The 11,773-nt window shown below is 60.7% G+C and carries 14 protein-coding genes; 2 read left to right on the top strand and 12 right to left on the bottom strand.

Going from position 1 to position 11,773, the window contains the following annotated elements; all coding sequences use genetic code 11:
* Nucleotides 1-11 precede the first annotated feature (11 nt).
* The 9 genes from iscX to trmJ all read right to left on the bottom strand — a co-directional run bounded on the left by iscX (nucleotide 12) and on the right by trmJ (nucleotide 6,530).
* Entirely contained in the window at nucleotides 12-212 is a 201-nt protein-coding gene (iscX, locus tag ACMGF7_RS13565) for a Fe-S cluster assembly protein IscX (RefSeq protein ID WP_006327336.1), read from the bottom strand.
* A gap of 32 nt (nucleotides 213-244) precedes the next feature.
* A complete protein-coding gene (gene fdx / locus ACMGF7_RS13560) occupies nucleotides 245-580 on the bottom strand; it encodes an ISC system 2Fe-2S type ferredoxin (RefSeq protein ID WP_004941417.1) in 336 nt (111 codons plus the stop codon).
* Between the two features lie 2 nt (nucleotides 581-582).
* Entirely contained in the window at nucleotides 583-2,433 is a 1,851-nt protein-coding gene (gene hscA / locus ACMGF7_RS13555; RefSeq protein WP_015378779.1) for a Fe-S protein assembly chaperone HscA, read from the bottom strand.
* Nucleotides 2,434-2,465: 32 nt separating this feature from the next.
* On the bottom strand, nucleotides 2,466-2,987 hold the full coding sequence (hscB, locus tag ACMGF7_RS13550) for a co-chaperone HscB (protein ID WP_004941412.1): 522 nt from the start codon (nucleotides 2,985-2,987) through the stop codon (nucleotides 2,466-2,468).
* A 62-nt stretch (nucleotides 2,988-3,049) separates the two neighbouring features.
* Entirely contained in the window at nucleotides 3,050-3,373 is a 324-nt protein-coding gene (iscA, locus tag ACMGF7_RS13545; protein WP_004941410.1) for an iron-sulfur cluster assembly protein IscA, read from the bottom strand.
* A 54-nt stretch (nucleotides 3,374-3,427) separates the two neighbouring features.
* Nucleotides 3,428-3,814: a Fe-S cluster assembly scaffold IscU gene (iscU, locus tag ACMGF7_RS13540; protein ID WP_004941408.1), complete on the bottom strand. Its 387-nt coding sequence runs from the start codon at nucleotides 3,812-3,814 to the stop codon at nucleotides 3,428-3,430.
* A gap of 24 nt (nucleotides 3,815-3,838) precedes the next feature.
* The gene (iscS, locus tag ACMGF7_RS13535) at nucleotides 3,839-5,053 is read right to left on the bottom strand and encodes a cysteine desulfurase (protein ID WP_016929764.1); all 1,215 of its coding nucleotides are present in this window, start codon (nucleotides 5,051-5,053) and stop codon (nucleotides 3,839-3,841) included.
* Nucleotides 5,054-5,107: 54 nt separating this feature from the next.
* On the bottom strand, nucleotides 5,108-5,602 hold the full coding sequence (gene iscR, locus ACMGF7_RS13530; RefSeq protein WP_004941404.1) for a Fe-S cluster assembly transcriptional regulator IscR: 495 nt from the start codon (nucleotides 5,600-5,602) through the stop codon (nucleotides 5,108-5,110).
* A 193-nt stretch (nucleotides 5,603-5,795) separates the two neighbouring features.
* Nucleotides 5,796-6,530, bottom strand: coding sequence for a tRNA (cytosine(32)/uridine(32)-2'-O)-methyltransferase TrmJ (gene trmJ / locus ACMGF7_RS13525; RefSeq protein ID WP_015378781.1), 735 nt, complete (start codon nucleotides 6,528-6,530; stop codon nucleotides 5,796-5,798).
* A 119-nt stretch (nucleotides 6,531-6,649) separates the two neighbouring features.
* Between trmJ and suhB the strand changes: the two genes are divergently transcribed.
* Entirely contained in the window at nucleotides 6,650-7,453 is an 804-nt protein-coding gene (gene suhB / locus ACMGF7_RS13520; RefSeq protein WP_004941400.1) for an inositol-1-monophosphatase, read from the top strand.
* A gap of 56 nt (nucleotides 7,454-7,509) precedes the next feature.
* Here the strand turns inward: suhB and ACMGF7_RS13515 are convergent, their stop codons facing one another.
* Nucleotides 7,510-8,532, bottom strand: a complete 1,023-nt coding sequence (locus tag ACMGF7_RS13515; RefSeq protein ID WP_049242164.1) for a nickel/cobalt transporter — start codon at nucleotides 8,530-8,532, stop codon at nucleotides 7,510-7,512.
* Nucleotides 8,523-9,158 (bottom strand): DUF1007 family protein, encoded by a 636-nt coding sequence (locus ACMGF7_RS13510; protein WP_049242165.1) that lies wholly within the window; start codon nucleotides 9,156-9,158, stop codon nucleotides 8,523-8,525. The genes ACMGF7_RS13515 and ACMGF7_RS13510 overlap by 10 nt, the downstream gene beginning before the upstream one ends.
* A gap of 182 nt (nucleotides 9,159-9,340) precedes the next feature.
* Between ACMGF7_RS13510 and csiE the strand changes: the two genes are divergently transcribed.
* Nucleotides 9,341-10,606, top strand: coding sequence for a stationary phase inducible protein CsiE (gene csiE, locus ACMGF7_RS13505; RefSeq protein ID WP_197763918.1), 1,266 nt, complete (start codon nucleotides 9,341-9,343; stop codon nucleotides 10,604-10,606).
* Here the strand turns inward: csiE and ACMGF7_RS13500 are convergent, their stop codons facing one another.
* Nucleotides 10,607-11,752, bottom strand: coding sequence for a 3-phenylpropionate MFS transporter (locus tag ACMGF7_RS13500; RefSeq protein ID WP_048325178.1), 1,146 nt, complete (start codon nucleotides 11,750-11,752; stop codon nucleotides 10,607-10,609).
* Between the last annotated feature and the right edge of the window lie 21 nt (nucleotides 11,753-11,773).

Raw genomic sequence — 11,773 nt, 5'->3', positions numbered from 1 at the left:
CGTTACGCTATTTACTCCGCTTCATCTAACCAGACCAGCAGGATCGCTTCCAGTATTTTTTCGTTGGAAGCCTGCGGATCGTCATCGAACTCTTCCAGATCGCAGATCCACTGATGCATGTCGGTAAAACGCACGGTTTTCGGATCGGTATCCGGGTATTGGTCGTACAGGGCTTCGCCGATTTCACGGCTGTCGGTCCACTTCAGTCCCATTATGATCTCCGGGTTGACGCTGCGGCTAACAATTAATGCTCACGCGCGTGGTTGACGGTGTAGCGCGGCATTTCGACCACCAGATCTTCGTCGGCGACCAGCGCCTGGCAGCTCAGACGGCTTTCCGGCTCCAGCCCCCACGCTTTGTCCAGCATGTCGTCTTCCAGCTCGCTGCTCTCTTCCAGCGAATCGAAGCCTTCACGCACGATGCAGTGGCAGGTGGTGCAGGCGCAGGATTTCTCGCAGGCGTGCTCGATTTCAATGCCGTTGCGCAGCGCAACGTTGAGGATCGACTCCCCTTTTTCGGCTTCCAGAACCGCCCCTTCCGGGCAAAGATCTTGATGGGGCAGGAAAACAATTTTAGGCATGGTTAAACCTCATCCACAGAATGGCCAGCCAGCGCGCGGCGAATGGAAGCGTCCATGCGGCGCGCGGCAAAATCTTGCGTTTGTGCATCTAATGTTTTGATGGCGTCTTCGATAGCGGCGGGATCTTCACCCTGCGCCGCCTGCTGCAACGCCTGGGTCGCGGCGGCGATCGCCTGGCTTTCCGCCTCGCTCAGCAGCGCGGCGTCGGTGGCCAGCGCGCCCTGCAGGCTTTCCAGCACCCGCGCGGCTTCCACGCGTTGCTCCGCCAGCTTGCGCGCGCCCACGTCGCTTTGCGCATTGGCCATCGAATCCTTGATCATGCCGGCGATTTCACTGTCCGACAGGCCATACGACGGCTTGACCTGGATCGAGGCTTCAACGCCGGTGGATTTCTCCATCGCGGTGACGCTCAGCAGGCCGTCGGCATCCACCTGGAAGGTGACGCGAATGTGCGCGCCCCCGGCAGGCAGCGGCGGCAGGCCGCGCAGCGTAAAGCGCGCCAGCGAACGGCAATCCTGCACCAGCTCGCGCTCGCCCTGCAGCACGTGGATCATCATCGCGCTCTGGCCGTCTTTAAAGGTGGTGAACTCCTGCGCGCGCGCCACCGGGATAGTGGTGTTGCGCGGGATCACTTTCTCCACCAGGCCGCCCATGGTTTCGAGGCCCAGCGACAGCGGGATCACGTCCAGCAGCAGCATATCGCTGTCCGGCTTGTTGCCCACCAGGATGTCGGCCTGGATCGCGGCGCCGATGGCGACCACTTTATCCGGATCGATCGACGTCAGCGGCGTGCGGCCGAAGAAGGCGCCCACTTGCTCACGCACCAACGGCACGCGGGTGGAACCGCCGACCATCACCACTTCCAGCACCTCGTCGGCGGCGACGCCGGCGTCTTTCAGCGCCCGGCGGCAAGCCATCAGCGTGCGTTTCACCAACGGAGCGATCAGCGCTTCAAACTGGGCGCGGGTCACCTCGCCCTGCCAGCCGGCCACCTCGACGCGCACGCTGTCGGCATCGCTCAACGCGATTTTGGCGGCGATGGCGGCATCCAGCAGTTGACGCTGCACGCCGTGGTCGCTGCGATCGGCCACGCCGGCCTGCTCGCGCAGCCAGTCGGCCAACAGATGATCGAAGTCGTCGCCGCCCAGCGCGGAATCGCCGCCGGTCGCCAGCACTTCGAACACGCCGCGGCTGAGGCGCAGAATGGAGATATCAAAGGTGCCGCCGCCCAGATCGTAAACCGCGATCACCCCTTCCTGGCCGGAATCCAGCCCGTAGGCGATCGCCGCCGCGGTCGGTTCGTTCAACAGGCGCAGAACGTGCAAGCCGGCCAGACGCGCTGCGTCTTTGGTGCCCTGGCGCTGCGCGTCGTCGAAGTAGGCGGGAACGGTGATCACCACGCCATCCAGCTCGCCTTCCAGCGCCGCTTGCGCGCGCGCGGACAGGGCCCGCAGGATATCGGCGGAGACACCGACCGGGTTAACCGGGCCGGCGGCGGTGACGATCAGCGGCAGGCCGTTGTCGCTGGCCTGAAATTGATACGGCAGGTTCGGGTAACGTTGCTGCACGTCCGCCAACGAGCGGCCCATCATGCGTTTGATGGAGCTGACGGTATTGGCCGGATCCTGCGCCGCCTGTTGGCGCGCCTCCCAGCCGACGCGCTGCGCGTCCGCCTGATAATGCACCACCGAAGGCAGCAAATGGCGCCCCTGTTCGTCGGCCAGCGTTTCCGCCTGCCCGCTGCGCACCGTGGCGACCAACGAGTTGGTGGTGCCTAAGTCGATGCCGGCGGCCAAGCGTCGCTGGTGCGGCGCGGCGCTGAGGCCAGGCTCACTAATTTGTAATAAGGCCATGTTGAAGCTTCCACAATCAGAATCAGAAGGTGTTACTCAAAACCCAGCAGTTTTTCTTCGAGTTGTTCAACCTGTTGCTGGAGTTTGTCCAAAAAGCGCAGCTTGCGCACGGTGTCGGCGGCGTCCGCCCACTGCTCACTGTCCAACTGCTGCAGCATCAGCGCACTGCGCTGTTTGATGGAGACGGCCAGCCGCGCGCCGAAATCGGCCAGCAGGCTTTCCGCCTCCGGCTTGCGCTCAATGGCGTCGAGCTCTTCGCGCAGTTCCAGCTGTTCCATCAGGAACGCGGTGTCGCGCATCGTATGCTGTTCGTTGCCCAGATCGAAGCCGTGCAAAGATAGCATATACTCCGCGCGTTTTAACGGGTGCTTCAGCGCCTGGTAGGCTTCGTTGATGGTCGCCGCCTGCTGCAACGCCATCAGGCGTTCGCGCTCCGGCTGGTTGGCGAAACGATCGGGGTGGAATTGGCGTTGCAGATCCTGGAAGCGGGACGCAAGCAGGCTGCCGTCCACGGTGTAGCGAACTGGCAGCCCGAATAAAGTAAAGTAATCCATAGCGTGCTCTGGGCGTTAGCGGATGAAGTTCCCCCGCCGAAACGGGGGAGCACGATGGACTGTCAGACGTTGAAACTCTCGCCGCAGCCGCACTCGCTTGAGACGTTCGGGTTGTTGAACTTGAAGCCTTCGTTCAGGCCTTCCTTAACGAAATCAAGCTCGGTGCCGTCAAGGTAGACCAGGCTCTTGCCGTCGATGATCACCTTGATGCCTTTGTCTTCAAACACGATGTCGTCATCGTTGGCTTCGTCAACAAATTCCAGCACGTACGCCATCCCGGAGCAGCCGGAAGTTCGCACTCCCAGACGCAGGCCGAGACCTTTGCCGCGGTTCGTCAAAAACGCCTGAACACGCTGCGCAGCGCTGTCGCTCATGGTAATAGACATCACAACCTCACACTTCACATCAAAGCCCGGCGCGGCCGGGCCGACTCAGACAAATTACTTGGCGCTATGCTTGCTCTTATAGTCGGCAATCGCTGCTTTGATGGCGTCTTCAGCCAGGATCGAGCAGTGAATTTTGACCGGCGGCAATTCCAGCTCTTCGGCGATCTGGGTGTTTTTGATCGCTTCAGCCTGATCGAGCGACTTGCCTTTCATCCATTCGGTCACCAGCGAGCTGGAGGCGATGGCGGAACCGCAGCCGTAAGTTTTAAAGCGCGCGTCTTCGATGATGCCTTCATCGTTAACCTTGATTTGCAGCTTCATCACGTCGCCGCAAGCCGGCGCCCCTACCATGCCGCTGCCGACGGTAGGATCTTCGTTGTCGAAAGAACCCACGTTGCGCGGGTTTTCATAATGATCGATTACTTTTTCGCTGTAAGCCATGACCTTGCTCCTGAAACCTGAGAATTAATGATGCGCCCATTCGATGCTGTTGATGTCCACGCCCTGCTTGAACATCTCCCACAGCGGGGACAGATCGCGCAGACGGCCGATGGATTTACGCACCAGTTGAATGGTGTAGTCGATCTCTTCTTCCGTGGTGAAACGCCCCAGGGAGAAACGGATCGAGCTGTGCGCCAATTCATCGCTCATGCCCAGCGCGCGCAACACGTAGGACGGCTCGAGGCTGGCGGAGGTACAGGCTGAACCGGAAGAAACTGCCAGGTCTTTCAGCGCCATGATCAGCGACTCGCCTTCAACGTAGTTGAAGCTGACGTTCAGGATGTTCGGTGCGCCGTGCTCCAGATCGCCGTTCAGATACACTTCTTCCATATCTTTCACGCCGTTCCACAGACGGTCACGCAGGGTGCGCAGACGCGCCATCTCTTCGGTCATCTCTTCTTTGGCGATGCGATAAGCTTCGCCCATGCCGACGATCTGGTGGACAGGCAAGGTGCCGGAACGCATGCCGCGCTCGTGACCGCCGCCGTGTACCTGCGCTTCGATGCGGATGCGCGGCTTGCGACGCACGTACAGCGCGCCGATGCCTTTCGGGCCATAGATTTTGTGGCCGGAGAACGACATCAGGTCGACTTTCAGCTTGCTCAGATCGATAGGCAGTTTGCCCACGCTCTGGGTGGCGTCAACGTGGTAGATGATACCGCGCGCGCGGCACATTTCGCCGATCGCTTCGATGTCCTGCACCACGCCGATTTCGTTGTTGACGTGCATGATGGAGACCAGAATGGTGTCATCGCGCAGCGCGGCTTCGAGATCCTGCAGGCTGATGATGCCGTTGCTCTGCGGCGCCAGGTAGGTCACTTCAAACCCTTCGCGCTCCAGCTGACGGCAGGTGTCGAGCACGGCTTTGTGTTCGGTTTTGCTGGTGATGATGTGCTTGCCTTTTTTCTGGTAGAAATTGGCAGCGCCTTTGATCGCCAGGTTGTCGGATTCGGTCGCCCCGGAGGTGAAAACGATTTCGCGCGGGTCAGCGCCCACCAGTTCGGCGATTTGGTTACGGGCGATGTCTACCGCCTCTTCCGCCTGCCAACCGAAACGGTGGGAACGGGAAGCCGGGTTGCCGAAAGTGCCGTCCAGGGTCAAAAACTGCATCATCTTCTCAGCAACGCGCGGGTCAACCGGCGTCGTTGCTGAGTAATCCAGATAAATCGGTAATTTCATTGCTCTTGTGCTCCGTACATCACTTCCAAAAACTAAAATAATTTCGCCAGCTGCTTATGCGCGCAGATTAACGTTGATAGTTTCTTGCGGACGGCCGTTGGCCGTGCGGCGCGTATCGTTGTTTTGACGATCCGCCACCACCAGCACTTCCTGGTTGTTGACCAGTTCTGCCAGCGTAATATTGTTCAGGAACCCGCTGATGCGCTCGCTCAGATCGCGCCACAGGGCGTGGGTCAAGCAGCGATCGCCGCCCTGACAGCCTTCTTTGCCCTGGCAACGGGTTGCATCTACCGATTCATCGACAGCAGTGATGACAGCGCCAACGGCGATCTCACCCGCGTCTTTACCCAGCAGATAACCACCGCCCGGACCGCGCACGCTGGCCACCAGGCCATTCTTGCGCAGACGGGAGAATAATTGTTCCAGATAAGAGAGCGAAATACCCTGGCGTTCGGAAATGTCCGCCAGTGGCACCGGCCCTTCCTGAGAATGCAGCGCTACGTCGAGCATAGCGGTTACGGCATAACGGCCTTTGGATGTCAGTCTCATAGCTCAATGGTTACCTGTTGGTCAAATATGGCCGAAAGTCTGACATTCCCGAGTAAAACAGTCAACTATTTAACCCAGTAATTAACTCAAGTATTAGCACATTTTGAACTTAGCAAGAACAAAGGTATATAAAATACATGTTATAACCTTTGGATAACTAATACTATTGTCGCCCACCGTGATGCCACATCAATTAATTACCTTGATGTTTATCCTGTTTCTCGATCGACGTCAGCATGCCACGCAGGATATTCAGCTCCTGCCCTTCCGGGCGCGCGCGGGTGAACAGCCGACGCAGACGGTTCATCACCTGGCCCGGATGCGACGGGCGAATGAAACCGGTGCGCTGCAGCGTCTGCTCCAGATGCTGATAGAAACGCTCGAGGTCGTCCACCAGCGGATACGGTGTCTCTTCCAGCTGCGGCGCGCCCGCCTGTTGGCGATCGAGGTAGGCCACGCGCACTTCGTACGCCAGGATCTGCACCGCCATCGCCAGGTTCAGCGAGCTGTAGTCCGGGTTGGCCGGAATGGCGACGTGGTAGTGGCACTTTTGCAATTCATCGTTGGTCAGCCCGACGCGTTCGCGGCCGAACACCAGTGCCACCGGCGCGTGCTCGCCTTCGTGCACCGCGCGCACGCCGCATTCGCGCGGCTCCAGCATCGGCCACGGCAAGGTGCGAGAACGTGCGCTGGTGCCCACCACCAGGCTGCAGCCGGCGATGGCGTCATCGAGGGTATCGACGATGGTGGCGTTGCCGATCACGTCGCTGGCGCCGGCGGCCAGGGCGATGGCCTGAGAATCGGGTTTGATCAGCGGATTAACCAGATAAAGGTTGGTTAAACCCATGGTTTTCATGGCTCTGGCGGTCGAGCCCATGTTGCCGGTATGTGAAGTCTCTACCAGAACAATGCGGATATTGTGCAGCATACAAACTCTGAGCGTGGCGGAAAATCGCAGCATCTTAACACAGCCGTAGGCAATTTGCCGAACAGCTGCTATACTTCGCGCCGTTTCCTGTTCTTTAACATCCTAGTTGGAAGATACCCATGCATCCGATGCTGACTATCGCCGTGCGCGCTGCGCGCAAGGCCGGTAACCTGATTGCCAAAAACTACGAAACCCCGGACGCTGTAGAAGCGAGCCAGAAAGGGACCAATGACTTCGTCACCAACGTCGATCGCGATGCAGAGCATCTGATCATCGACGTCATCCGCAAGTCTTATCCGCAACACAGTATTGTGAGCGAAGAACGCGGTGAGCTGATCGGCGAAGATCGCGATGTGCAATGGGTGATCGATCCACTGGATGGCACTGCAAACTTCATCAAACGCTTCCCTCATTTCTCCGTTTCCATCGCCGTACGCATCAAAGGCCGTACCGAAGTGGCCGTGGTTTACGATCCAATGCGCAACGAACTGTTCACCGCCACGCGCGGCCAGGGCGCACAGCTCAACGGTTACCGTCTGCGCGGCACCAACGCCAAAGATCTGGATGGCACCATCCTGGCGACCGGCTTCCCGTTCAAAGTCAAACAGCACGCTACGCCTTACATCAACATCGTCGGCAAACTGTTCACCCAGTGCGCGGACTTCCGCCGCACCGGTTCCGCCGCGCTGGATCTGGCCTATGTGGCCGCCGGCCGCGTAGACGGTTTCTTCGAAATCGGCCTGAAGCCGTGGGACTTCGCCGCAGGCGAGCTGCTGGTGCGTGAAGCCGGCGGCCTGGTCACCGACTTCGTCGGCGGCCACAACCACTTCAGCTCCGGCAACGTGGTCGCAGGCAACCCGCGCGTGGTGAAAGCCATGCTGGCCACCATGCGTGAAGAACTGAGCGAAGCGCTGAAGCGTTAATCGCCAGAAGCGAATCGAAAAAAAGCGCTGCCGATGCAGCGCTTTTTTTATGCCCGTTAGCGGGAGAAGGGGCGGATGCCGCCGCCGAATTCCGGCTGCGCGCTGACGTACAACAGCAGCCCGGCGGCCAACAGGATCAGCCCCCCGGCCAGCGCCAACGCCCCCCAGGCCACCGCGCTCCAGGCGGCGGGCGCGCGCGAACGGCTGAGGCGCACTGCCAGCCGGCGGCTGTAATGCACCAGCAGCGCCAGCATGGAGATGGTCAACGAGGTGCCGAACGCCATCGCCAGCGCGGAAAGCACGCCCCAGCCGAACACGCCGATCACCTTGGAAAACAGCAGCACCAAAATCGCCCCCGAACAGGGACGCATGCCCATCGCCAGCACGATGGCGGCCTGAGTGCGCCAATCGCTTCCCGCCTGCAGCTCGCTGTCGCTCGGCAGATGCCGGTGGCCGCAGCCGCAATTGGCGCTGTGGACATGATCCGCCGCCAGCGGCGTCAGGCTGTTGATGCGCAGCGCCGGCGCCGGGCGCATCGCCTTGATCGCCGCAAACAGACGTTTCAGCGCGCGCCAACTCAGCAGCACGCCAAGCAGCATCACCAGAATAAAACTGCCCTTCTCCAGCCAAAAGCTGCTTTGGTGCAGCTGGCGCGAAGAGAGCTGCAACATCACCAACATCAACGTCACCAGCGCAATCGCCACCAGCCCCTGCACCAGCGAAGCGGCGAAGGTCAGCTTCAGGCTGCTTTTCAGCCGCGCCGGGTGGGTGGCCAGATAGGTGGCGATCACCACTTTACCGTGGCCGGGCCCAAGCGCATGCAAAACGCCATAACCGAGGCTGAACAGCATCAGCGCCAGCCCGGCCTGCTGCGGCGCGGCCTTCACCTGCTGCAACAGCCCCGCCATCTGTTGATGCAGCGCTTTTTGCCATACCACGCTCTGCATCAGCAGCTGCGGCCAGTAGTGCCACGCCAGCAGCGCGGCGGCCGCCAGCGCCAGCGTGAACGGCAACAGCGGCCACAGGCCAAAGGCCCAGTGGCGTCGGCTTGTCGTCGGCGGCGAGAAATTTAGCGACATTGCAGCGTCACCCGCTGGGCAAACTGTTGCCCCAGCGCCAGGTCTTCGCCGGGCGAGTCGTTCTTGTCGAGCGACAGCGCATAGGCCTGCAGCGACGCATTCGGCTTCGGCGTCATCAGCTTGTAGCTGCACTGCTGCGCCATCTCCGGCGGCAGATGCAGCGCATTTTGGTCTTTATAGGTCATATCCACGAAATAAGTCGGATCGTAAGTAGAAAGCTCGAACGGCTTGCCCGCCAGCGGCTGCGGCTCGGCCAACGGCAGCACGAACTCCAGCACCGCCTGGTTTCCCTGGCGCGACAGGTGATATTCGCTGGGCAAGTTCAGGTATTTCACCGGCTTGCCGTCGCGGTAAAGATCGGTGAAATAGTGCTGCCCCAGCACGTTGGCCATCACTTCCGCCGCCAGCTTTTTCCACACTTCCGAATCGCTCTTGGCGTTTTTCGCATCGTAGAGCAGATCCGCCGAGGTGATTTCATCCATCACCCACACCATTTTCAGGCCGACCAGCCGCTGGTCCTTGGCGACGAAGGTGGTGTTCATGTCGATAAAGCTGTGCGGATGAGCGATCGCACCGGCGCTGAACACGGCGCCGAGGGCAGCCAAAAGACGACGTAACTTCATCATTATCCTGTCTTACCTGCATTTGTTATAATATAACACAAATAGCTGCCGAACGGCCCGCCTCTCCCGGCGATATTTGTGACGAAAGTTGTAAGCCGAAGTAAAAGCCGCGCTGTCATCCTGACGTTACAAAGCCTTTTGCTATGCTTAGGCATAATCGCAACCTTTTATGCCGGAAGGTGATAATGAGCCTGGACACCTCTCCCGTGCCCGAGCTCTCCGGACAACAACGGCGCTGTCATCTGCTGCTGATGCTGTACACGCCGGAGCCCGAGTTACAGTTGGAGACCTTAAGCCGAATCAATGGCGTCGCCCCCCCGATAACCCGGCAAGATATAGCCGAGGTGGCCAGTGAAATCCAGCGTTTCCATCACCTGGAGATCGCCGTCGATCCCGACCATGGCTACCAACTGCGGGGCAGCGCGCTCGACCAACGCCTGTGCCTGATCCATTGGCTGCGGCGGGCCCTGCGCTGCAGCCCGCAGTTCGTCGAAAGCGACTTCGCCCCGCGCCTAAGGCAAGCGCTGGCGGCCGATGCCGGGTCGACATCGCTGTTGGCCCGGGCGCTCGACGCCTGCGAGCCGCTGCTCAACCGCCGTTTCGATGCACGCGACCGCCAATTTCTGCAGCATTACCTGCTCTACTGCGCCTGGCAAAATCGCCTGCAGCAGCATCCGCGTTTCGACGCCGTTCAGCGCGACTGGCTGCGGCAAAAGCCGGAACAGCAAGCCGCCGCCTGGCTGCATCAGGCCTGCAACCGGCTGTTTAACCAGCCGCCGCAGGCGGACGAGCGCGATTTTTTGGCGCTGACCTTCACCCTGTTGAAAAATCACAGCTACCACAGCAATGACTCGGCGCAAGAGCAGCGGTTGATGGCGGCGATCGGCAGCATGGTCGAGCGCTTCCAGCAGCTTTCCGACATGGCCTTCAGCAACCAGGCGGAGCTGGTCAGCCAGCTGTTCGCCCACCTGGCGCCGGCGCTGGAGCGCTGCCGTTTCGCCATCGGCATCGACAATATGCTGCTGGAAGACGTGGTGCGCAAATACCCGCGGCTGATGCGCACCACGCAGGAAGCGCTGAAACAGCTGGAGCAGGAGTACGGCGTGCATTTTTCCAACGAGGAGGCGGGCCTGGTGGCCATCAGCTTCGGCGCCTGGCTGATGCAGGACAACGCGCTGCAGGAAAAACAGGTGCTGTTGCTGACGCTGGACAACCCGCAGCTGGAAGAGGAGGTGGAATACCAGATCCGCGAGCTCACGCTGCTGCCGCTGAACATCAAGTATCTGCCGCTGAGCGACTATCTGCGCGGCGGCGCGCCGCAGGGCGTCACGCTGGTGATCACCCCTTATGCGGCGGTGCACAACGATCCGCACCCGCCGCTGATCTATACCGAACTGCCGCTGGAAACCCGGCAGCGCCAGGCCATTCGCGCGCTGCTGGAAGCGCCTTAATCAACGGCTGACGCTGACCGCCGGCGGCCGGATGAACAAAGCCGGCACCGCGACCGCCGCCATCACCCAGAATACCCCGCCCTGCCAATGTTCGAACAGGAACCCGGCAATCACCGTCATGACGGCGATACCGCCGCCCATCGCCAACGCCGAATACACCGCCTGCAGCCGGATCACCTCTTGCCCCTGGCGCGCGGCGATAAAGCGCATCGCCGCCAGATGGCAGACGGTGAAGGTGCCGCAGTGCAGGATTTGGATCAGCAGCAGCCAACCCAGCTCGGTGCTGTAGGCCATCAGGCTCCAGCGCAGCACGCCGCAGCAGGCGGAAAGCAGCAGCAGGTTGCGCGCATTCCAGCGGCGGAACAGCACGTTGCTGCTGGCGAAAATAATCACTTCCGCCACCACGCCCAGCGACCACAGATAACCGATGGTCGAGGCCGAATAGCCCGCCTCCTGCCAGTAAATGGAGCCGAAGCTGTAGTAGCCGGCGTGCGCCCCCTGCAGCAGCGTGACGCACAGCAGGAAGCGCCACACCGGCCCCTCTTTCAACAGCGCCCACAGCGAACGCTCGGCTCCGCCGTGCGTGCGCGCTTCGCCCTGCGGCATCACGCTCGGCTTCAGCAACATGCCCAGCAGCATCGCCAGCACGCTGAAGATCAGGCTGTAGAGAATGGCGTTATGGCCCCACACCGCCACCAGCTGCCCGGTCAGCGCCGAGCCGATGACGAACGCCAGCGAGCCCCACAGCCGCACCCGGCCATAGTCCATGCGGATTTGCTTTTGCCAGGTGGCGGCCAGCGCGTCGGTCAATGGCACCAGCGGCGAGAAGAACAGGTTGAACCCCGCTATCACCAGCATCAGCCAGCCCCAGCCGTTGCCGAAGCAGAAGCCAACCGCGAAAGCCAGGGTCAGCAGCGCCAGCAGGCGCAAGGCGGAGACCAGATGAGAGGGATCTTTAACGCGGGGAGCAATCAGTAAACTGCCGAGGAAGCGGGCCACCAAACCGGCGCCTAGCAACATGCCGATGGTTTCGGGCGCGATGCCCTCGCCTTTCAGCCACACGCCCCAGAACGGTAAGAAGATGCCGTAGGAAAAGAAGTAGGTGAAATAACTGAGCGCGAGCCAACGCGTGGATTGCAGAACCATGATCCCTCCGGTGTGAGGGCA

The organism is Serratia sp. BNK-17 (assembly GCF_048684935.1).
GTDB lineage: Bacteria > Pseudomonadota > Gammaproteobacteria > Enterobacterales > Enterobacteriaceae > Serratia > Serratia nematodiphila.
This window is presented reverse-complemented; position numbering and strand designations above follow the sequence as displayed.